Below are 22,881 nucleotides of genomic sequence, written 5' to 3'. Positions count from 1 at the left end.
TCCACTCACTCGTTGTTCAGTTTTCAAAGATCAAGCTTCTCGTTCGCTGCCGGTCAATGTCTCATCAGCAACTCTTATACTATATCATGTCCTGAGCAAGAAAGCAAGCTCTTTTTTTGATTTAGTTTTTCGAGCCAGCCAGTGTTTTTCGGCCGGAATAAGAATATACCATGCCTACGAATAAATTGCAAGGCAATTCGCCAAAAATGTTAACTTCCTAATGTACCCACCCCCGCACTGACTCCTACTAAAGAAAAGAACTGCCCTCAGGCAGTTCTCATACTTCTATACTTTTTACTCACACTTCTTTACTGCTGCACTTTTTTTCTTTTTTTATAACTACAGGACAGCTTACTGCGATGCCTGATTCCGCATATGCGGGAACAGCAGTACGTCACGGATAGACGCCGCATTGGTCAGCAGCATCACCAAACGGTCGACACCAATTCCCAGCCCGCCGGTAGGCGGCATGCCGTATTCGAGCGCACGGATGAAATCATCGTCCATTTCATGTGCTTCGTCGTTGCCTTGCGCTTTTTCCTGCAGTTGGGCCTCAAAGCGCTGGCGCTGGTCGATTGGATCATTCAATTCGCTGAAGGCATTCGCATGTTCGCGTGCCACGATAAACAGCTCGAAGCGGTCGGTAAACCGCGGATCTTGATCGTTTTTCTTGGCCAGAGGCGAGATTTCAACCGGATGTCCCGTAACAAAAGTAGGCTGAATCAGCGTCTCTTCGACAAATTGCTCAAAAAACGCGTTCAGGATATGCCCGAAGGTCATGTGTTTCTCTACCGGTACCTTATGTTCCTGGGCCAGTCGGTGTGCTTCTTCATTGGTCATATGAACGCTGAAGTCTACACCCGTCACTTCTTTAACCGCATCCACCATCGACACCCGGCGCCATTCCGGAGTCAAATCCACCTCTTGCCCTTGGTAGTTCAGCTTCTGGGTGCCCAGTACTTCTTGAGCGATATGGGAGATCATATTCTCCGTCAATCGCATGATATCCTTATAGTCCGCATAAGCTTCGTATAGCTCTATCATAGTAAACTCCGGATTGTGCCGGGTGGAGATCCCCTCATTCCGGTAGACGCGGCCGATTTCGTAAACTTTTTCCAGACCGCCGACAATAAGCCGCTTCAGATGCAGTTCAATGGCAATCCGCATGTAAAGCTGCATGTCCAGCGCATTATGATGGGTGATAAACGGTTTGGCCGCAGCGCCGCCTGCAATGGAATGCAGCGTAGGCGTCTCCACCTCAAGGTATCCGTGAGCATCCAGATAACGGCGCATCGACTGGATAATACGAGAGCGGTTGATGAAGGTCTGCTGGACCTCAGGGTTAATGATCAAATCAACATAGCGCTGGCGGTAGCGCAGCTCTACATCTTTGAGGCCGTGATATTTCTCTGGCAGAGGAATCAGCGATTTGGTGAGGACCTCCAGGTCGTGAACCTTAATGCTGGTTTCGCCGGTCTTGGTTTTGAAAATAGTACCCGTTACGCCGATAATGTCACCGAGGTCGAGAATGCGAAACGCCTCATATTTTGCCTCCGGAACAGAATCCTGGCGAACATAAATTTGGATGCGCCCGGTCAGATCCTGCAGATGTGCGAAGCTGGCTTTGCCCATTGCCCGTTTCGCCATAATTCTGCCCGCGATCTTCACTTCTACAGCCTTTTCATCCAGTTCTTCCTTATCCATTCCGTCATATTGCGCCAGAAGATCGCCGGCATTTGCGGTACGGTCGTATTTGCCGCCGAACGGATCGATGCCCAGTACCCGCAGCTCGTCCAGTTTTGCGCGCCGGATTTGCAGCAGTTCGCTTAGCTCATTCTCCTGGTTGGTTACTTCTTCACTCATGCCATACATCCCCTTTGATCGATTAAATACCCTTTGAATCTGCAGAAAAAAGCTTCCCTAAGGAAGCTTTCTCCACCATTTCCTCGCCTGCCGCCTCTTCCACCTGTGCGGGTAAGCAGCTTTAGTATACAGGCCAGCCAGAGCCTCTTTACTTCATTTTGATATCGATGATTTTATATTGAATAACGCCGGCCGGAACGTTTACATCCACAACAGTGCCCTTTTTCTTGCCGATGATGGCCTTCCCTACAGGGCTCTCATTGGAAATCTTATTGTTCAGCGGATCGGATTCCGCAGTACCGACAATGGTATATTCCATCGTATCGCCGAACTCCAGGTCTTCTACCGTGACCGTTACGCCGACGCTTACTACATCCGTGTCTATATCGTCGCTATTAATGATACGCGCATTGCGGAGCATCTTCTCGAGGGTAATGATCCGTCCCTCAATAAAAGCCTGCTCGTTCTTCGCGTCTTCATACTCCGAGTTCTCACTGATATCACCGTACCCGATGGCCACTTTGATCCGCTCGGCCACTTCGCGGCGTTTCACGGATTTCAAATTCTCCAGTTCTTCTTCCAGACGCTTGAGTCCGTCCGGTGTAAGAATGACTTCTTTATCGCTCATCTCAACCGATTCTCCTGTCGTATACATTTATTGAAAACACCATAACTATATGCGGATCTAAAGGGTTAAGAACCCTTCGTGCTGCGTTTCAAATTGCAACGGCGAATTTATACTGTGAAATTATATGGGAACCGTTACAAAATGTCAATGATACCGCTCTAATGTTTGGTGAAGATCAAATGATGCCCGACAGCGCCGATTTAAGCGTTTGACACCGCCAGATCGGCCTCCGCATTTCCGCCCGCCTGCTCTTCCTGCAAATGGCCGACAAAATCCCGGAGAATTTTCACCATCTCATCACGCTTGGTTCCTTCCATTATGTCGTCTTTCACACGTGCGGCTCCTTTGAGCCCTTTCAGGTACCAAGCCAGGTGCTTGCGCATTTCGCGGACAGCGACCGCCTCGCCCTTCAAGCTGATCAGCCGGTCCATGTGGAGAATGGCTACATCGATCTTTTCGGCTGCTTCCGGATCAGGCAGCAGCTCGCCGGTGCTCAGGTACTGAACCGTCCGGTACAGCATCCAAGGATTGCCGAGTGCTCCCCGCCCGATCATTACGCCGTCACAGCCGGTTTGATCCAGCATGGCTTTGGCATCTTCCGGGGTAGCAACATCGCCGTTGCCGATAACGGGAATCGACACCGCCTGCTTCACATCGCGAATGTAGCTCCAATCCGCATGTCCCGTGTACAGCTGTTCCCGGGTGCGGCCGTGTACGGAAACCGCCTGGCCTCCGGCCCGCTCTACCGCCAGCGCATTGTCGACAACGTAGATGTGGTCGCTGTCCCAGCCGATCCGCATTTTTACCGTGACCGGTTTTTCTACAGCATCGACGACAGCCGACACCATCTCGTAAATTTTGTTTGGATCCAGCAGCCAACGGGCGCCAGCGTCGCACTTGGTTACTTTCGGCACCGGGCAGCCCATATTGATATCGATAATGTCCGCGTTTGTCTCCTTATCGACCACTTTCGCGGCTTCAACCAGCGTCTCCCGGTCGCCGCCAAAAATCTGCAGACTGAGCGGCTTCTCCCGTTCGTCGACAAACAACATCTCCCGCGTGCGTTTGTTGCCGTGAATGATCGCTTTGTCGCTGACCATTTCGGCACAGACCAATCCCGTGCCAAATTCCTTGGCGATCAGCCGGAAAGCCGGATTGCAAACCCCGGCCATCGGCGCGAGCACCACCTGGTTTTTCAATTCTATTCCGCCGATTTTCAGCAATATCATTCACTCCTTTCCTCTATGCTTGATTCCGTCAGTTCTTCGGCGCTTACGCCTAAAGCCTCCGCAATTTTATTTAAAATTTGATTATCCAGACGGCGGTTTCCCCGTTCCACCGCGCCAAGCAGGGCCAGCGACACGCCGGCAAGGTCGGCCAGCTCATGCTGTGTGTATCCTTTTAGTTTGCGGAATGACCGGATCCGCCGGCCCAAACGCTTGATGTCCACAACCTGATTCCATCCTTTCCATCCAGCGTCTGCAATGCAGAGGTGACCAGCTTACGAAGCCCGGACGTCTCGTCTTCCGGCACAATCTCATCCAGCGGCACCAAGACAAACGCCCGTTCCGCCATGCGCGGATGCGGCAGCGACAGCTCCGGAGCCTCCAATGTGCATCCTTCCATCCACAACAGGTCAAGATCAACCGTCCGTGGACCGTTCGGAATGTTCCGGACTCTCCCAAGCGACGTCTCAACCGACAGCAGCACACGCAGCAATTCCACCGGACCCAGCGTTGTGCGCAAGGCTGCGGCCATGTTAAGAAAAGAGGGCTGATCCAAGTACCCTACAGGATCCGTCTCGTAAACAGAAGAAGTACGGATCACCGTAATCCCAGGCTGGTTGTTCAAGCGTTCAAGCGCCTCGGCTAACGTTCGCTCCCGCTGTCCCAAATTGGCCCCTAAAGCAATATAAGCCTCTGATTGCTCAGAGGTGGCATGATTGTTCATCTGACTGTCTCACTTTCTGGATCTGTGCAGCTCGACGGTCACTCCTTGGAAGTGAATGTCGAACGGCGGATGCGGTTTGGTAACCTTGACCGTTACCGCATCTATAATAGTATAAGTGTCCAGTATCGCAGATGCAATACATTCCGCCAAGGCTTCAATCAGTTTAAACTTGCGCGTTTCCACTATATTTTTAACCAGGGCATGCAGTTCGGCATAATTAACCGTCAGCTCCAGATCATCGCTCCGGCCTGCGGGCTTCAGATCCATATCCAGCTCCAAATCGACATAATACCGCTGTCCCAGCTTTTGTTCTTCGGCATAAACACCGACATATCCGTAATACTCCATCCGGTGCAGCTTCATTTTGTCCATGAGTATCATCCTCTGCTTCTTGGTTTATCCTGCTGAGATTGTAATGCGCCGTTATTCTTTAACTATTGGCTGTCCGGCATAAAGCATGGCGTCACACATATCCACCGTACGTTTGATGAGTTGGACATCATGAACCCGCACAATTTGACAGCCCTGGGCAATGCCAAAAGCGACCGTAGCCGCCGTTCCTTCGACAACGTTGTCGGAAGGCTGGTTCAGCACCGTGCGGATAAACTTTTTGCGGGAGGTGCCGAGCAGCAGCGGATAACCAAGCTTCGTTATTTCGTCCAGCGCCGACATGGTTCGTAGATTCTCGGCAAAATCTTTGGCGAAGCCGATCCCCGGATCAAGAATAATTTGTTCCGTACGCACTCCCGCCTGTAATGCTGCCTGGATTTCAGCCTCCAAGTCGGCTAGGATATCGGGGATCAGCTCTCCGTAGTTCCGGTCATGGCGGTTATGCATCAGCACGATTGGACAACCGGCTTCAGCCGCCACTCGGGTCATTTCGGAATCGGCTTGTCCGCCCCAAATATCATTAATGATATGCGCACCGGCGTTTAATGCCTGCCGCGCCACTTCGGCTTTGTAGGTGTCGACGCTCAGCACCAGCTGCGGGGCTGCCCGGTGAAGACTCTCCACGATGGGAATTACCCGGGCCAGTTCCTCTTCCAGACCAACCGGTTTGTGGCCAGGACGTGTCGATTCCCCGCCGATGTCGATGATATCCGCTCCGTCCTCCGCCATTTGCAGCGCATGCCGGACCGCCATATCCGGATTATTCCATAAGCCGCCATCTGAAAAAGAGTCCGGTGTTACATTCAAAATCCCCATAATCAGCGTACGATTCCCCAGTTCCAGCACCGTGCCGCCGCAGCGGTAGGTCCGTTTATAAAGCGTCGGTCTCATGCGCCCGTTTCACCCTCTCCCGATAAAGTTGTAAAAAACGCTGCGTAATTGTTCCCGCAGTGCCCGTTCCGATCAGCCGGCTTTGCCCGTCTGTACTCCAAAGTCTGTTCACAGGTACAAGCTCTTGAATGGAATTCGTCAGGAACGCTTCGTCGGCAGCATAAAGCGCCTCTAGTTCATACAGCCCTTCTTCTACGGCCATGCCGTCCTCCCGGGCAAGCTCAAGCACCATTTCCCGGGTAATGCCCGGCAGAATCCCAGCCGAAACAGCCGGGGTGTACAATACATTTTCCCGGGTCCAAAAGATATTGGAGACGATCCCTTCGGCAATTCTGCCCTCCCGGGTCAGCATAAGTCCTTCCGCCCCTTGGGCAGCCGAAGGATAACCCGTCAGCTCACGTTTGGCCAAAATATTGTTCATATAATGCAGCGATTTCAGCCGCACTTCACCCTCGGGTGTATTTCTGCGGTGATGAAGCAGCTGAAGGCTTTTACCTTCCTTGTACAGAGTTTCGGGAAGCGCGGGCAGCGGTTTGACATACAGAACCTGACAAGGTTCTCCATAATCGCCGGACGGGAGTCCCAATGCTTCTTCGCCGGCGGTTACCGTGTAGCGGATGTACGCCTCCTGCAGACCGTTTTTGTCCATCAACAAGGCAATCCAGCGCAGCAGCCGCTGTTCCTCCGCTTCCCATGGAATGCCCAGCCCGGCGCAGCCCCGCCGCAGCCGATCCAGATGCTTTTTCAGCAAAAACGGCTTTCCTCCATACGTCCGGAAAGTCTCAAACAGCCCCATACCGTACAAGAAGCCGTGATCCCGGACGGAAATCACGGCTTCTTCAGCACGGAGCGCGCAAAAATTGATTCCTATATACTTCATGCCCGCTCGCCGGCTGTTTGATTCAGGAAATTGCGGAGCATCGTATGCCCATGATCGGTAATAATGGACTCGGGATGGAACTGAACTCCCTCAATAGGGTATTCTTTGTGCCGCAGTCCCATAATTTCGCCTTCCGCGGTCTCGGCGGTAATCTCCAGACAATCCGGCAGACTCTCTCTTTCGACAATCAGCGAATGATAGCGGGTAGCCGTAAACGGCGACTCCATTCCCTGGAATACCGAGGTTCCGCGGTGCTGGATCGGAGAGGTTTTGCCGTGCATCAGTCTTTCGGCGCGTACCACTTTTCCTCCAAAAGCCTGCCCGATCGCCTGATGTCCGAGGCATACTCCAAAGATGGGGATTTTGCCTTTAAAATGGTCAATCAGCTCCAGGCTGATTCCTGCCTCGTTCGGCGTGCAGGGTCCTGGCGAAATCAGAATATGATCCGGAGCCATCCGCTCGATCTCCTCAATGCCGATTTCATCATTACGGCGTACAGTCACATCCTCGCCCAATTCACCCAGGTACTGCACCAGGTTATACGTGAACGAATCGTAGTTATCGATGACCAGAATCATAGTTGGTTCCCCCTTGAGTCCTTAGCGCCGCTTGTCCGGTACTGCCGCTCGCTGCGGAGTACGGCCTGAACGACCGCTTTGGCTTTATTGTAGCATTCCCGGTATTCACGGTACGGATCGGAGTCGATAACGATGCCCGCGCCGGTCTGGATGTACCCGATACCTTCCTTAACGGCCAGTGTTCGTATAATAATATTTAATTCCATATTGCCGCCGTAGTCAATCCAGCCCATAGAGCCTGTATAAGGTCCGCGGCGGACCGGCTCCAGCTCCTCGATAATCTCCATCGTCCGGATTTTGGGCGCGCCGGTGATTGTCCCGCCGGGAAACAAAGCGGCGATGGTGTCGTACGCATCCTTGCCGGCGCCAAGCGTCCCCTCGACTTGGGAGACCAGGTGCATCACATGCGAGTAGCGCTCGACCGTCATCAGCTCCGGCACGCGAACCGAGCCGTAGGCGGCGATGCGGCCGATGTCGTTGCGCTCGAGATCGACCAGCATGATGTGCTCGGCGATCTCTTTTTCCGTTCCGCGCAGCTCCGCCTCCATGGCGGCGTCCTCCGCGGAACTGTGGCCCCGCCGCCGGGTGCCGGCGATTGGCCGAGCGCTGACCCGGTCCCCGTGCAGCTTGACGAGCAGCTCCGGCGAAGCGCTGGCCAGCGTGAAGCCGGGCGACCGCAGCAGCCCCATGTACGGGGACGGATTCAGCGCACGCAGCCACTCGTAGACCAGCTCCGGCGGCGACGCCAGCTGCGATTCCTGCCGCAGCGACAGGTTTACCTGGAAGACGTCCCCTTGACGGATATACTCCTGTATCCGTCTGACCGCGTCTTCAAACCGGGGCTGGGAGAAGGCCGAGCGCATTCCCGGCCATTCGCCCCGCCATGGCCCGGAGGCAGGAGCTTCCGCTCCCGCCTCCGGCTCCGGTTCGGCGGCTGGCGGAGCGGAATGGAGCTGCTTCCAGACGCCGGCCATCCGTTCGGCACGCTTTTGCGCCTGAGCGTAGCACTCGCGCAGTCCGGCCGCCGCATCCTTGGCACCATCCGCGCCAGCATACCGGACAGCAGCACCCCCGGTAACATTCGTGCCAGCATCCTCAGCAGGAGCACCCTTGGCAGCATGTCGGGATGCCTGTTGCCCCCGGACTGCAGAGTGCACAGCATTCGGTCCGGACCCATCTCCGTCAACTAAGGTATGCACCGTGCAGTAAAGCATATTTTCAGCGTGATCATAGATCCAGAGCTCTTCGAACCGCATCCACAAGTAATCGGGAAAGCCGGGTTCGTCAGCCGCCAGCACGGGAAGACGCTCCAGCGAACGGACTGCATCATACCCAAGGAACCCTATACATCCGCCCACAAAAGGAGGGAGCTCCCCGTTTACCGGTCTCGGCGCTTCGTAAGGCGCCATCCATTGCTTTAGAACCTCAAGCGGTTTGCCCAACAATACGGCCTCCAGCCGGTTCGGCTGACCTGGGTCCATAATTCTCGCCTGCTCTTCCTTGCCCTGCAGGATAGAAACCGGCTCCACCGCCAAATAAGTGTAGCGGCCGCCTTTGCCGCTTTCCAGAACCACAGAGTAAGGGTTTCCTTCCCAAGCCCGGGTCCATGCTGGAGGAAGTCCGTAGAGATCAGGACGGGTCTTAATGATCATGGGCAGCAGTTTTTTACCTTCAGCGTACCACTGTTCCCATTGTTCTATGTGCGTAACTGCTTCCAAGTCCATCCCCCTAGCTTTGGCTTACCTCGCGGCCTGTTGCCGTTCGTTCCCGGTTGATTTCCCGGGTCGCTTGCCTGTCAGTATACTGTACCCGAAGCCTTTTTGGAAAGTCCCTTTCCCGAGAACGCTGGTACAAAAAAAGCCGGCCAAGGATTATTCCTTGACCGGCTTGCCTTGCGGTTAGAGATCAGCATCCGCCAATACTGCACGGCGGCCTGCGGAATTCGACAGGATTAAGCTGCGAAGTTATACAATATTAAGCTTCGAAGTTATAAAGCGGCGTGCTCAGGTAGCGTTCGCCGTTGCTTGGAACAACTGCGACAACCCGTTTGCCCGGGCCCAGTTCCTTGGCGATCTTGATCGCCGCAAACACGGCGGCTCCGGAGGAGATTCCCGACAGGATGCCTTCTTCCTTGGCTACACGGCGGGCTGTCTCGAACGCCTCATCATTTTCCACGTGAATGATCTGGTCATACACTTCCTGGTTGAGAATTTCAGGAACAAAGTTCGCTCCGATCCCTTGAATCTTGTGCGGACCCGGCTTGCCGCCGGCCAGAATTGGGGAGGCTGCAGGCTCTACAGCATACACTTTAATGTCCGGGAAGCTCTGTTTCAGCACTTCGCCAGCGCCTGTGATCGTACCGCCGGTACCAATACCCGCCACAAAAGCGTCCAGGCTGCCGCCGATGGACTCAATTGCTTCCACGATCTCCGGTCCTGTCGTTTCCCGGTGAATCTTCACGTTAGCTTTGTTCCGGAACTGGTCCGCAATAAAGTAGTCCGGGTTCTCGCTCAAAATCTGCTCCGCTTTCTTTACTGCTCCGTTCATACCTTCCGCTCCAGGCGTCAATACAAGCTCCGCTCCATACGCGCGCAGCAGGTTGCGCCGCTCCAAGCTCATCGTTTCAGGCATCACAATGATGGCCTTGTAGCCTTTGGCTGCAGCGACCATAGCCAGACCGATTCCCGTGTTGCCGCTTGTCGCCTCAAGAATCGTCGATCCCGGCTTAAGACGGCCTTCCTTCTCAGCTTCTTCAACGATGCTGATGGCAATCCGGTCTTTCACACTGGAGCCCGGGTTCTGGTATTCCAGCTTCACATAAATTTCCGCAGCGCCTTCGGGAACCACCCGGTTCAAGCGAACAAGGGGCGTGCCCCCGATCAATTCCGTTACATTGTTGACAACTTTGGCCATGAGAATAACCTCCTTGGAATGATGAATGAAGAGTTCGTCCCTTGCGGAAAAAAGTTCACAAGCTTGGGTCCGGGTATATGATTGATGCGGCTGTCCACCGGATGATCCGGAAACGTCTTCCTGGATGCCTACGCCGCAGCGCGCCATACCAGCCCGCCGCTGTTTATTTCCGACTATTTCAGTAGGTTTTACATTATCTTCATAATATCAATCTTCCTGCCGGTTGTCAACCTCAATCGATGCACCGTACTTCGCCCTTAATTCACTCTCCACCTGATCCAGCGGAACGGCCTGTTCCAGTGCAATCTCCCGGCGGATTTCCAGCCTTACGGTTTCCATGTCAGGCACAGGGGGCTCAGTCACACTTTCGAGCCGGATGATGGCGTAATGGTCTTCCATCGCCAGCGGTCCGGCAATGTCACCGGCGGAGAGCCCAGCCGCGGTAGCAAGCACCTCTTCCGGCCAAAACGGGTCATCTTCCTCCACCATGCCGATCCGGCCGTCCCGCTTCCGGCTGTCTTCGTCAGTGGACAGCTCCCTGGCGAGCTTGCCGAAATCCTCGCCCTGCTCCAGCCTGTCCAGCACCGCATCCGCCTCCTCATACGAAGCAAGCATAATGATGGAGAGCTCCAGACTTTTGCGCGGCCGGTAACGATCGCCATTCTCCAATAAATAGCGGTCAATTTCCTGATCGGTCACATTGATGCCGTGCGTGGCCACTGCCTGCAGCAGCAGCCGGTACCGGGTTTCCTCCCGGATCTCTTTTTTCGTCAAGCCAAGCTCGTTCAGCATCTGACCGTAATACTGCTCTTCGGAGCCGTACCCCGCCATCGAATGCTGCAGCTCCCGGTCGACTTCCGCTTCGGATACCGTCAGCCCCAATGCTTCCGCCTCCCGCTCAACCGCGATCCGGTTGACCATCTGCAGCAGCACCTCATCTCCGTACCGCCGCCGAAGCTCTTCGTCCCACTGCTTCTCCGTCACATTCCGCCCGGCGATTGAAGCGACGGTTCGGGTGCCGTCCCGTTTTTCTTTTGACCCGAACCTCCCATCCGAGAAGCTCCAGACGAGCAGAAGCACCAGCAGAAGCAGCGCCAAAGCCATAATAACAACGGTTTTTCGCAGCGCCCGTTCCTGTCTGGTCATACCCGCATCCTACGCCTTCGCTTGATTCAGAATATCCTGCAGCTGTTCCCGGTCAAAACGAAACGCCTCATTGCAGTAATGGCATACCACTTCAGCTTGGCCGTCCTCTTCAATCAGCTGTTCCAGCTCATGCCGGCCTAGACTGACCAGTGTCTGTTCCACACGCTCACGCGTACACTGGCATTTAAAAGTCAGTTCCATCTCATCCAGAACAACGGTGTCCGGCAGCAGCAGCCGCAGCATTTCTTCCGGCTCGAGCCCCTGCTCCAGCAGTGCCGTTACCTGGGGAAGGGTGCTGACCGCCTGCTCGATATCAGTAATTTCAGCATCCGTTAACCCCGGCAGCAGCTGAATAATAAAGCCCCCGGCTACAATGACCGCATTATCCGTACCTACCAGCACGCCCAGGCCGACCGCCGACGGCGTCTGCTCTGAAACCGCAAAATAATAGGTAAAGTCCTCGCCCAGCTCACCCGACACAATCGGAATGCTCCCGCGGTAAGGTTCCTTCATGCCCAAGTCTTTGATGACATGTATGAAGCCTTCTGTGCCAACCGCTCCCCGCACATCCAGCTTTCCTTGGCTGTTGCTGGGAAGATGGACGTGAGGATGGTCCACGTAACCTCTGACTTCGCCCGCAGCGTTGCTGTCCACCACAATTTGGCCGATCGGCCCATCGCCGCGCACTTGTATATTCAGCTTCTCATTGCCCTTCAGCATTGCGCCCATTATGGCCCCGGCGGTAGCCGTCCGGCCCATTGCCGCCGTGGCCGTAGGATACGTATCGTGCCTGCGCCGCATCTCTTCCACCAGCTCGGTCGTCCGCGCCGCAAAAGCTCTAACTTTGCCGTTCAGCGCTGTTCCCCGTACAAGCCGGTCTTTCTTTTTTTCCACCATGGGGTGCAAAGCCTCCTTTATACAAGAGTCGGGCGCTTCTGGCGCCCGTCTCTCTCCATCAAATTTAGTGTTGCCTGTTCCGGTCGTAAATAATGCGCAGTCCTTCCAAGGTCAGCATGGGGTTCACTTCGTCGATGCAGTCGGTCTCGCCGGCAATCAGCGAAGCCAACCCGCCGGTAGCGATCACCTTCAAATCCGGTGCTTTCATCTCCGTTTTGATCCTTCTCACAATGCCTTCCACCTGGCCGGCGTAGCCATAAATAATGCCTGCCTGCATCGCATGCACTGTATTGCGCCCGATAACCTTCTTCGGCTTCTCCAATTCAATCCGCGGCAGCTTGGAAGCGCGCTGATATAACGCTTCTGTCGAGATGACGAGTCCCGGCACAATCGCTCCGCCCAAATAATTGGCATCTGCATCAATACAATCAAACGTTGTTGCGGTGCCAAAATCAACCACAACCAGCGGGCACTGGTAACGTTCAATCGCCGCCACTGCGTTAACGATCCGGTCAGCCCCCACTTCACGCGGGTTCTCGTACCGGAGATTCAAGCCCGTCTTAATGCCCGGTCCCACCATCAGCGGATCTTTGCCGATGTATTTTACACACATTTCAACAATGACCTGAACCAGCGGCGGAACAACGGAGGAAATAATGACCCCCTCCACCTCATTAAGCGACAGGCCTGACATTTGAAACAAGTTATAAATCGCTACCCCGTATTCGTCAACGGTCGATTGACGGGAAGTGCTGAGTCTAAAATGATGCAGCAGCTCCCGCTGCTTGTAGACGCCAAGCACAATATTGGTATTGCCGATATCGACGGCAAGCATCATGCGAACCGGCCCTCCTTCTTCGCGTTCAGGTCCAGACTGATATCCAGACTCGCAAAAGAATACGTAAGCCTGCCCACGGAGATTACATCCACGCCCGACTCTGCCATCCCCCGCACCGTCTCCAGCGAGACATTGCCGGAGGCCTCGGTTCGCACATGCGGCGCTTTTGCTTTGATTTTGGCCACGGCTTCTTTCATCCGCTCAGCCGGCATGTTGTCCAGCATAATGATATCCGCCCCGGCCTCCAACGCTTCCTCCACCTGCTCCAGACTTTCGGTCTCCACCTCAATGGTCATCGTATGCGGGATATTGGCCCGGGCCCGGCTGACCGCTTGGCGGATGCCGCCGGCTCCTTTAATATGATTGTCTTTAATCATCACCGCGTCGTACAAGCCAAAACGGTGGTTTGCGCCCCCGCCTACCCGAACCGCGTATTTCTCCAGCATCCGGTGTCCGGGTGTAGTTTTGCGGGTGTCGACAAGGCGTGTCGGCAGCCCTTCCAGCGCCTGTACAAACGTATCCGTACGTGTGGCGATCCCGGACAACCGCTGCATCAAGTTCAGGGCCAGCCGTTCACTGGTCAAAATGGAATGGGTGCTCCCTTCCACTTCCGCCAGAACCGTCCCTTTTTCCACCCGTTGTCCTTCTCCGACTTTCGCGGTAAAAACAAGCAGGGGATCAACCACCTGGAACACCAGCTCGGCAACGGGAAGTCCGCAGATAATGCCGGACTCCTTCGCATGAATAATCCCTTTGGACTCATGCCCCGCGGGGATCGTTGTTTGCGTGGTAATATCGCCAGCCCCTACGTCTTCACGGAGCCAGCCCTTGATCCGGTCGACCAGTTCTTCATTGTATCCGTTAAACATCATCGCTAAATTCCTCCACAATCCCGAGTTCGCGGACCTGCAGCAGATGCTTCCGCCACTGCTTGTCGTCCCGCTGCGGGTAATCTTCGCGGTAATGGGCGCCCCGGCTCTCCTGCCGCGCCAGAGCAGATTCCGTCACAAGCAGGCAGCAGGTCAGCATATTTGCGAATTCGTAAGCCTCCCGCTTGGTGAGCGCCGCATGGAAGAGCGGAAGCTGACGCTTCAATTCATCCAGCGCTTTTTCCAGCATAAGTTCGTTTCGGCGGAGACCCACATAACGCACCATAACCTTCTGCAGCTTCAGGCGGCGTTCTACAATGGGCTGGGTCGGAGCCTCTTTGCGCTCCTTGTCGAAGCCCGAAACCGCAGGCTCTGTATTGCCCAGCGGCGGAAGCTGACGAATACGCTCTATAATCCGGCGTCCAAATACCACTGCTTCCGAAAGCGAATTACTGGCCAGACGGTTCGCCCCATGCACGCCCGTCGAAGAGACCTCCCCGCAGGCAAACAGCCGGGGAATGCTGCTTTCGCCGTTCAGATCCGTCTGAATCCCGCCCATCATATAATGTGCAGCCGGAGCCACTGGAATCCAGTCGGTGGTGAGATCAAGCCCATAGCTCATGCAGGTTTCATATATGGTAGGAAAACGATGCTTCACCTTATCCGCAGACTCATGGGTAATATCCAGATACACAAAAGTCGACTTAGTCGCTTCCATCTCGCTCACAATGGCGCGGGCAACGATATCCCGCGGTGCAAGCTCCAGCAGTTCATGATACCGGTCCATAAACCGTTCCCCATGGATATTCCGCAGTACCGCCCCTTCGCCCCGGACCGCCTCCGAAATCAGAAACCGCGGCGCACCCGGATAACTAAGCGCGGTCGGATGGAACTGAATAAACTCCATGTCTTTGATCCTTGCCCCAGCCCGGTAAGCGATGGCTACACCGTCTCCTGTCGCTACCTCGGGATTGGTCGTGTACCGGTAAAGCTGCCCTGCCCCGCCGGAGCAGAGAATGGTCGCATTGCCCTGCAAAAACAGCCGGCTTCCGTCCGGACGCTGCACCAGGGCGCCGATGCACTGGGTGCCGTCATTGATCAGATCAATAACAAAATGGTCATCCCATACTTCAATATTGGGATGACCGGCCACCTGCTCAGACAATGCCCGGACAATTTCGAATCCGGTTGCATCTCCATTGGCATGCAAAATGCGCCGGTGGCTGTGAGCGCCCTCCTTCGTCAAGGCCAGCACGCCATCCTCTTGATCAAACAGGGTACCGAGGCGAATCAGCTCCTGGACCCCTTCCGGCCCTTCGTTCACCAGCACATCCACGGAAGCGGACGAGCATAGTCCGGCGCCGGCAAGCAGGGTATCCTGCCTATGATACAAAGGGGAGTCGTCTTCAGATATGACCGCGGCGATGCCGCCTTGGGCATATCGGGTGTTACTCTCCATCAGCGATTTTTTGGTGATCATAACAACCTTCCGGTCTTCTCCGGCCTTGACGGCCGTGAACAATCCCGCGATTCCTGAACCGATTACAATGCAATCGGTCCGGACCTTGGGCAGCTCCCCGAGATCGAAATCAATCAAATACTGAGGTATACTCACCGCTGTTCACCTGTTTCAACGAAAGAGTAGCGCATGCTACCGGACTTGTAGCATGCGCTCTAAGGAAGTTCTGGCTCTGTCGGCGATTGCAGGGGGTACATAAATCTGCGGCTTCATCGTCTCCAGGCATTTGACCAATTTCTTGAGATTGTTTACTTTCATATTGGGGCAGACCAGGAACTTGGAAGCAAAATGGAACGATTTGTCCGGGCTGTCCTTGCGAAGCTGGTAACCTGTGCCGTCTTCGGTTCCCACAATAAACTCCTTGCGGTCCGATTTGCGGCAGTAATCAATAATCGCGGTTGTGCTGCCGACAAAATCGCCCATCGCCACGACCTCAGGACGGCACTCAGGGTGCACGACGAACTCGGCGTCCGGGTATTTGGCGCGCATTTCCACCACATCTTTGACGGTCAGCATATCGTGAGTGTTGCAGTACCCTTCCCAGATAATCAGCTGCTTGCCCGTCTTCTGTTGAACGTATTGACCCAGATTCTTATCCGGAACCCAAATAATCTCTTCCGCATCCAGCGACTCGATTACCCGGACCGCATTGGCTGAAGTACAGCAAATATCCGTCTCCGCTTTGATTTCGGCCGATGAGTTGATATAAGTGACAACTTTGGCATTCGGATGCTGCGCTTTCAGCTTCCGCAAACCTTCCACATTAACCATATCGGCCATTGGGCAGCCGGCCCGCTCGTCGGGAATAAGCACCGTCTTATCTGGCGCAAGAATCTTCGCGCTTTCCCCCATAAAGTGCACACCGCAAAACACGATCGTCTCCGCATCGGTTTCGGCGGCTTTTTGGGCAAGCAAAAACGAGTCCCCGCGAAAATCCGCGACCTCCTGAATTTCATCCCGCTGATAATAATGGGCTAAAATAATGGCGTTCCGTTCCTTCTTCAGCTGTTCCAGACGTTCGCGCAGTTCCCGGTTTTGTTCCTGTTTGCGCTCCAGCGCCAGAGCTTCCACGTTTCCTTCTCCCCCTTATGTCTTCGCGGCGGTAGGCCGGCGCAAATCCGTTAAAATCCCCCGTAAATTACCTAAAAATAAAGATTGTTAATATAATCACTAATGTACACAACGATCAACTTGCTGTCAATCGACGAACGGAGGCCTAAACAGGGGAATCTTAATGTATACTCCCCGCTTTTTTTCTCCCATACAAGGTGAGAAGCGCTGCAAAAACTTTTTCTCCCCTGCAAAAACCAAGCTGCTCTCATAACGAACATAAAACGGAAACTTGTCCGCTTTTTACTAATTAGCATACGTACAAAAAAGGCAGGCCGGAAAAGTCCGGTCTGCCTTTTTTTGAGCGGGGCTTCTTAGGATAACGGGCCTCCGCCTTTGTTGTCGTCGCCAGGATCGCTGTCCGTGCCGCTGCCCGGATTGTTCGGAATATCTTTGGACAGATCCGGCGCTGCCGGCTGCGCGCCCTCCGATTTGCCTTGAATCCGAACCCGCACGTCGCCGAGCGAGTCGATTACCGGTTCGCCGGCTTCGTCTTCGGACTTCGGTTCCGGTTTGCCGTCTTCGGTCAGATAGCCTTGCTCGATCAGTTCCTTGATCTGATCCAGTTCCAGCGTTTCCTTCTCAAGCAGCGTGTTGGCGATCAAGTGCATTTCCTTGCTGTGTTTGATCAGGAGATCTTTACAACGCTCGTAGCATTCGGTGATGAAGCGCTGCATCTCTTGATCGATTTCGTAAGCGATCGAATCGCTGTAATTCTGCTCGTGCCCGATATCGCGGCCCAGGAACACCTGTCCTTGGGACGTACCGAACTGCATCGGGCCAAGCTTATCGCTCATCCCGTATTCCATAATCATGCTGCGCACGATCCGTGTAGCTTGCTGGAAGTCGCTGTATGCGCCGGTACCGATTTCGCCGATGAACAATTCTTCGGCAACCCGGCCGCCAAGCAGGCCGGTGACTTTGTCCAGCAGCTCCTGTTTGGTTACCAGCATACGGTCTTCCTTAGGAAGCATGATGACATATCCGCCTGCGCGGCCGCGAGGGATAATCGTAACCTTGTGAACCATATCGGCATTCTCCAGGAAGTACCCGGCAATGGTATGGCCCGCTTCATGGTAAGCGACGATCCGTTTCTCCCGGTCGCTGATGATGCGGCTGCGTTTCTCCGTACCAACGATAACGCGGTCGATTGCTTCGTCCACCTCGCGCATGGAGATATCCTTGCGGTTACGGCGTGCGGCAAGCAGTGCCGCTTCGTTCAGCAGGTTCTCCAGGTCGGCGCCGGTAAAGCCGGTCGTCCGCTTGGCAATCGTGTCAAGCTGAACATCTGTTGTCAGCGGCTTGTTGCGGGCGTGTACTTTCAGCACCGCTTCGCGGCCCTTCACATCCGGACGGTCAACCGTAATCTGACGGTCAAAACGTCCCGGACGGAGCAGCGCCGGGTCAAGAATATCGGCGCGGTTCGTCGCAGCTACGATGATAATGCCTTCGTTGCCGCCGAAGCCGTCCATCTCGACAAGCAGCTGGTTCAGCGTTTGTTCGCGTTCATCGTGACCTCCGCCGAGTCCGGCGCCACGTTGGCGGCCGACAGCGTCGATCTCGTCAATAAAGATGATACACGGTGCGTTCTTCTTCGCGTTCTCGAACAGGTCGCGGACACGGGATGCGCCTACACCTACGAACATTTCCACGAAGTCCGAACCGGAAATACTAAAGAAGGGTACGCCTGCTTCGCCGGCTACTGCACGGGCAAGCAGCGTTTTACCGGTACCCGGAGGGCCCACGAGCAGTACGCCTTTTGGAATGCGGGCGCCAACCGCGGCGAATTTGCGGGAGTCTTTCAGGAACTCGACGACTTCGACAAGCTCCTGCTTCTCTTCATCCGCACCTGCGACATCCTCAAAGGTGACTCGTTTCTTCTCTTCATTGTATAAGCGGGCTTTGCTTTTGCCGAAGTTCATGACTTTGCCGCCGCCGCCCTGAGCCTGGTTGAACAGGAAGAAGAACAGAATAAACATGATCACCAGCGGGATCATCGAGGAGAGGAACGTCAGCCAGATGCTATCGCCTTCCATCTTCTTCTGCGTAAACTCGATCCCGTTGCTCTCACTGGCCTGCACCAGTTCCTGGACCGCAGCGTCGGTAGGAGGAATGTATGTGGAGAAACTGTCCGATTTCTGGCCTTCAGGTGCATTCCGGTAAGTACCCTGTACCAGGAAGGCGTTCCCTTCGAATTGGACCGTCAAATCCTTAACATTATTATCCTTAAGCTCCTGCCGTAACTCGTCGTATCTAGGGAAATCGGCGGCTTCATTTCCTCTGCTGACAAATTGGACGATGCCCACCACGACCAGAAATAAAATCAAATAAAAACCAGAATTTCGGATGAACCGATTCATCCCCTACCTCCTCTCGCAACACTTAAGTTATTTTAACATAGCCTGTCGGAGCACCTCAAATAGAGGAAGTCCGGGTCGCTGATCCGGATGATCAAGGCTGTCAATAGTCTAATTGGAATAAATCTCCGGCTTCAGCACCCCAATGTAAGGGAGATTCCGGTATTTCTCGGCATAGTCGAGCCCGTATCCCACAACAAATTCGTCGGGAAGCACGAATCCCTTGTAGTCGGCTTCCAGCTTAACCGTTCTTCCAGCCGGTTTGTCGAACAGGGTAACCACGGAGATCGAGGCCGTTCCCCGGCCTTCAAGCATTTCAATCAAGTAGCTGAGCGTCAGGCCGCTGTCGATGATATCTTCGACGATCAGCACATCCCGCCCTTCCACCGGAACGTCCAGATCCTTAATGATCTTCACAACGCCCGAGGACTTGGTTGATGCCCCGTAGCTGGATACCGCCATAAAATCCATTTCGACAGGTACTGTTATGACTTTAACCAAATCCGCCATAAAAATAAACGCACCTTTCAGCACACAAATAACCAAAGGAGTGCGTCCTTCATATTCCGCGCTGAGCTGAGCGCCCAATTCCCGGATTCTGGCCTGAATTTCTTCCTCGCTGATCAATATTTCTTGAATGTCATTCTGCAACTTGCGAGACCTCCTAAAAGATATACTATGAAAGAATTACTGTGAGCATAACGGCCGGGGGCCTTATTCCAGGGTAAGCAGCAGCACCGACGAAGTGATCGCGGTAACAGGCGCATGCTGCGAACGCCGGACGCCGGGAATCCAGACAATATTGCCCAGGCCGTCGCACACCATCGGAGTGCGCGGCCTTTCGGAAGGCGGTATTTTGTCGTCGATAAAAATATCCTTTACCTTTTTGCTTCCGTTTAATCCCATGACACGCATGGTATCTCCAGGCAATCGGGAACGCACGGTGAGCGGAAACACAAGCTGCCGCTCATCAAACCACGCGGTCTGTCTTCCGGGCGGCTCGGGGGTGGCGCGGAAGTCGCGCCGGTCCAGCCGGTTGATCGTTAACACTTTGCCAATCTCGCTCAGTTCCAGCCGGGTCTCGGGACAGGACAGCTCGTATGTATAGCCTTCAAGCCGCTTGGGAGGCTTGGACGAGAACTGAAGGATATCGTATTGCCGTATGCAGGTAAGTCCGCCGCCCAAATCCAGCCTCCAGGAAGAAGGTTTGGACGCGAGGATTCCTCTGCGTACGGATTCAACTTTGTGGAAGTCCACGACGGACGGATCCGCCGACAGATAATTTAATATTAGTTTAATCAAACGCCGTTGTAAAGCCGACGGCAGCGAGAGGAATGAAGGCCTTTCCAAGATCGAATTCCCGCCTTCGCCGCGAACCAGTTCCTTATAGGTCCGGGCTGCCTCATTATCGAGATAATCCGATTCGTCGGCCGCCACCTCTGCGAGCTGAGTCAGCGCCTGGGTCAGCCTTCCGTTATACCGTTCCAGCTCGGGCATCAGCTCCAGCCGGATGGCGTTGCGGGTATATTTCGTCTGCCCGTTGCTCGGGTCCTCCGCAAAGGGAAACATCATGTCGCGGCACAGCTGCAAAAGAGCCGTTTTGTTTATACGCAAAAAAGGACGGATGAGTTCCACATTTTTTTCGGCGCGTTTCCAGCGCATCCCCGCGAGTCCCGAAGTGCCGCTGCCCCGGAGAATCCGCATCAGCACCGTCTCCGCCTGATCGTCGGCATGATGAGCGAGCGCAATCTTGCGCGCGCCGTACTTAGCCGCCGTTTCCATCAGAAACCGGTAACGTTCCTCCCGAGCCGCTTCCTGGGGTCCTTTTCCGCTGGCCTTCATATAGCCCGGTATATCAAGCTCCGCCAGTTCAAACGGCAGGCCCAGCCCGTCCGCCAGGCTGCGGACCAGCTCCGCTTCCTCCTTGGACTCCGGGCGAAACCCGTGATTGACATGCGCGCAAATCAGCATAAGCGGCACCCGCCGCTCGGATATATGCTGGAGGACATGCAAAAGAGCCACAGAATCCGGCCCTCCGGAAACTGCGACTACGATCCGGTCCCCCGGCGCCAGGAGCCCGTGCTCGGCCGAGGCTTCCATTACTGACTCAATCATCCTGTTCATGCTATCCATAGGTGTAACTATCCTTTCTTCTCCCGGCACCCATATACAGGCAGCCGCCCCCGCTCCGCATCCCCTTCAGGAGCGGATAACCCAGTAAAGCGTAAATCCTAACAGACAAATCGACGCGACAAAAGCGCCGCGCAGCCATCTCGGCGTCTGCGGCCGGTCCGGTTTGACCGCCTTGGGCGTGTAGACATGCGCTCTCCACGCTTCCCGGGCTTCGCGTGAACCGGCGAATTTGCCCTGCAGCGCAAAACAAAGCCAAGAGGCTAGTCTACGGTCAGGCACAGCCTTCGCCAGCTTAATCAGATCCTCCGCGCCGCGGGTCTGCGGCAGCTGCGTTGCCGCGGACTTTAGACCAGCTTCGTCCAGCAGCCGGAGGCAGAGCACGGCAAAGGCGAACAGATCGTAGCTCTCATCCCCGGTCCGGCTGCCGGCGTTCCAGAATCCCCGGTCATGCCACTCCGTGAACTGCTTCACACTGCGCCCCATCGGGCTTGCGCCTCCAAAATCGATCAATTCGACTTCGCCGTAATCCGATACCATGACATTTTCAGGTTTTAAATCGCCAAATACAAAGCCGCAGGCATGCAGAACACGCAGCCGGTCCAGCAGCCTTAGTCCAATCAGTCCCAGCCAGGCCGGCCCGCGCTTGGCCAAGAAACGGTGCAGCGGCTGGCCTTCCACATAACGCATCACATAAAAGGGAACGTCCCCGCCCCCTTTGAAATCATCCGCTTCCAGCAGATACGACGACAACGGCGACTCCTGCCGGGCACGGTGCTCCAGCCGTTTCCGGTACGACTGGAGGGAGGTCAGCACATTGATTTCCGACTGGAGATCCAGCGCATCATATCCGATCTTAAGGGCGTACTTATCCCGTCTTCCCTGCCGCTGTACCAGGTACACCGTCCCGTTCGCTCCTCTGCCGAGCAGCCGCTCTACAATATATCGGTTGCCCCGCCACTTGCCCGCGATTACGGTGCCGGAGGCCAGGGGCGGATTAGACGACATAATCACCAAGCATCCCTTCTCTGAGGCCGCGGTCTCCCGATCTCGACCGCTGTCGATCTTCTTCCTTAAGTGTATCATAACAAAAATATTCCAGCACCTTGAATATCGCCGGGCCCGTAGGCGTTGCTCCCCGCATCTGCAGCCGCCCGAACAGCGACTTCAGCTTCGACAGGTCCGATGTCCAGCCGGTATCCATTACGGCCGCTTCGCTGGTTGAGGCGGGAAAATGGAACACGGAAATTTCGCTTTGGCCTTCCCTTGCTTCCAGGCTAAGCGCCAAATCGCGAATCGCTTCCTCGACCGCCCCCAGCTTCGGTTTCATGCTGGCGCTGGCATCAATCAGCAGCGCGATGCGCAGTGAAGACGTTTCCGTCAGTTCGTCGACCACCGAGACGACCTGGGAACGCTGGTCCGGAGGCAGGTCATGCAGCGACCCGTCGCCTAAAATTTTTTTCACCTCTTTATTAACCGCTTGCTGAATCGTCTGAACTACGGTTTTCCGCGTCATCATCTGCATGGTTTGTGCGAGCTGGGGGGTGCCGACAATACGGCTGAGCCCTCCGCCCGCCTTCGCGATATCCGCAATTTCCCGGCTCCCCAGTTCGCCGATTGTTCCATAATCGACGACACCGATCACGTTGACCGTGATTCCCTCCTGCCGCGCGTGCGCCGCGGCCATTACCGGGCTGTCTCCTACATTGGAGCATCCGTCCGTTATCAGCAGAATTTGTTTCATCGTTTTGTCCCCCTATTCTTTCATCCGAAATCTCTAGTACGCCATCCTCCTCTTCCAAGAGAAGCAGCAGCGTGTCCCGCAGCCCAGAAGGAGATTGTCCTACTATTTGCGTGAAAGAGTACTAGTTCTATGATTTCCAGAAGGAGTAGAGTTCAAACCGGCGCGGCACAAAAAAGAT

At 54.9% G+C, this 22,881-nt stretch carries 23 protein-coding genes; 1 reads left to right on the top strand and 22 read right to left on the bottom strand.

The window, feature by feature from the left end; genetic code table 11:
* Nucleotides 1-184: hypothetical protein (locus ACE6ED_RS24685; RefSeq protein ID WP_410830086.1), on the top strand; the 184-nt coding region annotated here is incomplete at its 5' end.
* Nucleotides 185-351: 167 nt separating this feature from the next.
* Here ACE6ED_RS24685 and lysS read toward each other — a convergent pair.
* The 22 genes from lysS to ACE6ED_RS24575 all read right to left on the bottom strand — a co-directional run bounded on the left by lysS (nt 352) and on the right by ACE6ED_RS24575 (nt 22,703).
* Nucleotides 352-1,863 (bottom strand): lysine--tRNA ligase, encoded by a 1,512-nt coding sequence (gene lysS / locus ACE6ED_RS24680; RefSeq protein WP_410830085.1) that lies wholly within the window; start codon nt 1,861-1,863, stop codon nt 352-354.
* Nucleotides 1,864-2,011: 148 nt separating this feature from the next.
* Nucleotides 2,012-2,491 (bottom strand): transcription elongation factor GreA, encoded by a 480-nt coding sequence (gene greA, locus ACE6ED_RS24675; RefSeq protein ID WP_410830084.1) that lies wholly within the window; start codon nt 2,489-2,491, stop codon nt 2,012-2,014.
* 200 nt (nt 2,492-2,691) lie between these two features.
* On the bottom strand, nt 2,692-3,714 hold the full coding sequence (gene dusB, locus ACE6ED_RS24670) for a tRNA dihydrouridine synthase DusB (RefSeq protein ID WP_410830089.1): 1,023 nt from the start codon (nt 3,712-3,714) through the stop codon (nt 2,692-2,694).
* Between the two features lie 2 nt (nt 3,715-3,716).
* On the bottom strand, nt 3,717-3,941 hold the full coding sequence (locus tag ACE6ED_RS24665) for a helix-turn-helix domain-containing protein (protein WP_410830083.1): 225 nt from the start codon (nt 3,939-3,941) through the stop codon (nt 3,717-3,719).
* Nucleotides 3,893-4,441: a 2-amino-4-hydroxy-6-hydroxymethyldihydropteridine diphosphokinase gene (gene folK, locus ACE6ED_RS24660; RefSeq protein ID WP_410830082.1), complete on the bottom strand. Its 549-nt coding sequence runs from the start codon at nt 4,439-4,441 to the stop codon at nt 3,893-3,895. Before folK ends, ACE6ED_RS24665 begins: the two co-directional genes overlap by 49 nt.
* Nucleotides 4,442-4,450: 9 nt before the next feature.
* Complete coding sequence (gene folB / locus ACE6ED_RS24655) at nt 4,451-4,813, bottom strand: dihydroneopterin aldolase (protein ID WP_410830081.1); 363 nt, start codon at nt 4,811-4,813, stop codon at nt 4,451-4,453.
* A 51-nt stretch (nt 4,814-4,864) separates the two neighbouring features.
* Nucleotides 4,865-5,722, bottom strand: a complete 858-nt coding sequence (gene folP / locus ACE6ED_RS24650; protein ID WP_410830080.1) for a dihydropteroate synthase — start codon at nt 5,720-5,722, stop codon at nt 4,865-4,867.
* The gene (gene pabC / locus ACE6ED_RS24645) at nt 5,703-6,602 is read right to left on the bottom strand and encodes an aminodeoxychorismate lyase (protein ID WP_410830079.1); all 900 of its coding nucleotides are present in this window, start codon (nt 6,600-6,602) and stop codon (nt 5,703-5,705) included. The genes folP and pabC overlap by 20 nt, the downstream gene beginning before the upstream one ends.
* On the bottom strand, nt 6,599-7,180 hold the full coding sequence (gene pabA, locus ACE6ED_RS24640; RefSeq protein WP_410830078.1) for an aminodeoxychorismate/anthranilate synthase component II: 582 nt from the start codon (nt 7,178-7,180) through the stop codon (nt 6,599-6,601). Before pabA ends, pabC begins: the two co-directional genes overlap by 4 nt.
* Nucleotides 7,177-8,898, bottom strand: a complete 1,722-nt coding sequence (locus ACE6ED_RS24635; RefSeq protein ID WP_410830077.1) for an anthranilate synthase component I family protein — start codon at nt 8,896-8,898, stop codon at nt 7,177-7,179. The genes pabA and ACE6ED_RS24635 overlap by 4 nt, the downstream gene beginning before the upstream one ends.
* 256 nt (nt 8,899-9,154) lie before the next feature.
* Nucleotides 9,155-10,093 (bottom strand): cysteine synthase A, encoded by a 939-nt coding sequence (gene cysK, locus ACE6ED_RS24630; protein ID WP_410830076.1) that lies wholly within the window; start codon nt 10,091-10,093, stop codon nt 9,155-9,157.
* Between the two features lie 207 nt (nt 10,094-10,300).
* Nucleotides 10,301-11,239, bottom strand: coding sequence for a SurA N-terminal domain-containing protein (locus ACE6ED_RS24625; RefSeq protein ID WP_410830075.1), 939 nt, complete (start codon nt 11,237-11,239; stop codon nt 10,301-10,303).
* A gap of 9 nt (nt 11,240-11,248) precedes the next feature.
* A complete protein-coding gene (gene hslO / locus ACE6ED_RS24620; protein WP_410830088.1) occupies nt 11,249-12,133 on the bottom strand; it encodes an Hsp33 family molecular chaperone HslO in 885 nt (294 codons plus the stop codon).
* Between the two features lie 67 nt (nt 12,134-12,200).
* Nucleotides 12,201-12,974 carry a type III pantothenate kinase gene (locus tag ACE6ED_RS24615; RefSeq protein WP_410830074.1) on the bottom strand — a complete coding sequence of 258 codons (774 nt, stop codon included), beginning with the start codon at nt 12,972-12,974 and terminating at the stop codon, nt 12,201-12,203.
* Entirely contained in the window at nt 12,971-13,846 is an 876-nt protein-coding gene (gene nadC, locus ACE6ED_RS24610) for a carboxylating nicotinate-nucleotide diphosphorylase (RefSeq protein WP_410830073.1), read from the bottom strand. Before nadC ends, ACE6ED_RS24615 begins: the two co-directional genes overlap by 4 nt.
* Nucleotides 13,836-15,458: an L-aspartate oxidase gene (locus ACE6ED_RS24605; RefSeq protein WP_410830072.1), complete on the bottom strand. Its 1,623-nt coding sequence runs from the start codon at nt 15,456-15,458 to the stop codon at nt 13,836-13,838. Before ACE6ED_RS24605 ends, nadC begins: the two co-directional genes overlap by 11 nt.
* Before the next feature lie 36 nt (nt 15,459-15,494).
* Nucleotides 15,495-16,433, bottom strand: coding sequence for a quinolinate synthase NadA (gene nadA / locus ACE6ED_RS24600; protein ID WP_410830071.1), 939 nt, complete (start codon nt 16,431-16,433; stop codon nt 15,495-15,497).
* A gap of 353 nt (nt 16,434-16,786) precedes the next feature.
* Nucleotides 16,787-18,832, bottom strand: a complete 2,046-nt coding sequence (ftsH, locus tag ACE6ED_RS24595; RefSeq protein WP_410830070.1) for an ATP-dependent zinc metalloprotease FtsH — start codon at nt 18,830-18,832, stop codon at nt 16,787-16,789.
* A gap of 108 nt (nt 18,833-18,940) precedes the next feature.
* Complete coding sequence (gene hpt, locus ACE6ED_RS24590; protein WP_410830069.1) at nt 18,941-19,480, bottom strand: hypoxanthine phosphoribosyltransferase; 540 nt, start codon at nt 19,478-19,480, stop codon at nt 18,941-18,943.
* Between the two features lie 63 nt (nt 19,481-19,543).
* Entirely contained in the window at nt 19,544-20,962 is a 1,419-nt protein-coding gene (tilS, locus tag ACE6ED_RS24585) for a tRNA lysidine(34) synthetase TilS (RefSeq protein ID WP_410830068.1), read from the bottom strand.
* Between the two features lie 66 nt (nt 20,963-21,028).
* The gene (locus ACE6ED_RS24580) at nt 21,029-21,973 is read right to left on the bottom strand and encodes a protein kinase domain-containing protein (RefSeq protein ID WP_410830067.1); all 945 of its coding nucleotides are present in this window, start codon (nt 21,971-21,973) and stop codon (nt 21,029-21,031) included.
* Nucleotides 21,957-22,703, bottom strand: coding sequence for a vWA domain-containing protein (locus ACE6ED_RS24575; RefSeq protein WP_410830066.1), 747 nt, complete (start codon nt 22,701-22,703; stop codon nt 21,957-21,959). Before ACE6ED_RS24575 ends, ACE6ED_RS24580 begins: the two co-directional genes overlap by 17 nt.
* Nucleotides 22,704-22,881 lie beyond the last annotated feature (178 nt).

This window comes from Paenibacillus nanchangensis, assembly GCF_046543445.1.
In the GTDB taxonomy this organism is placed as follows: domain Bacteria; phylum Bacillota; class Bacilli; order Paenibacillales; family Paenibacillaceae; genus Paenibacillus_AQ; species Paenibacillus_AQ nanchangensis.
The sequence above is the reverse complement of the archived record's forward strand: the minus strand, read 5'-3'. Positions and strand labels throughout refer to the sequence as shown.

Coding starts and splice junctions, on each gene's coding strand:
- folP (WP_410830080.1), bottom strand. CDS start 5,722: ATGAGACCGACGCTTTATAAACGGACCTACCGCTGCGGCGGCACGGTG.
- cysK (WP_410830076.1), bottom strand. CDS start 10,093: ATGGCCAAAGTTGTCAACAATGTAACGGAATTGATCGGGGGCACGCCC.
- ACE6ED_RS24575 (WP_410830066.1), bottom strand. CDS start 22,703: ATGAAACAAATTCTGCTGATAACGGACGGATGCTCCAATGTAGGAGAC.
- lysS (WP_410830085.1), bottom strand. CDS start 1,863: ATGAGTGAAGAAGTAACCAACCAGGAGAATGAGCTAAGCGAACTGCTG.
- ACE6ED_RS24625 (WP_410830075.1), bottom strand. CDS start 11,239: ATGACCAGACAGGAACGGGCGCTGCGAAAAACCGTTGTTATTATGGCT.
- greA (WP_410830084.1), bottom strand. CDS start 2,491: ATGAGCGATAAAGAAGTCATTCTTACACCGGACGGACTCAAGCGTCTG.
- nadC (WP_410830073.1), bottom strand. CDS start 13,846: ATGATGTTTAACGGATACAATGAAGAACTGGTCGACCGGATCAAGGGC.
- pabC (WP_410830079.1), bottom strand. CDS start 6,602: ATGAAGTATATAGGAATCAATTTTTGCGCGCTCCGTGCTGAAGAAGCC.
- pabA (WP_410830078.1), bottom strand. CDS start 7,180: ATGATTCTGGTCATCGATAACTACGATTCGTTCACGTATAACCTGGTG.
- folK (WP_410830082.1), bottom strand. CDS start 4,441: ATGAACAATCATGCCACCTCTGAGCAATCAGAGGCTTATATTGCTTTA.
- tilS (WP_410830068.1), bottom strand. CDS start 20,962: ATGGATAGCATGAACAGGATGATTGAGTCAGTAATGGAAGCCTCGGCC.
- ftsH (WP_410830070.1), bottom strand. CDS start 18,832: ATGAATCGGTTCATCCGAAATTCTGGTTTTTATTTGATTTTATTTCTG.
- folB (WP_410830081.1), bottom strand. CDS start 4,813: ATGGACAAAATGAAGCTGCACCGGATGGAGTATTACGGATATGTCGGT.
- ACE6ED_RS24615 (WP_410830074.1), bottom strand. CDS start 12,974: ATGATGCTTGCCGTCGATATCGGCAATACCAATATTGTGCTTGGCGTC.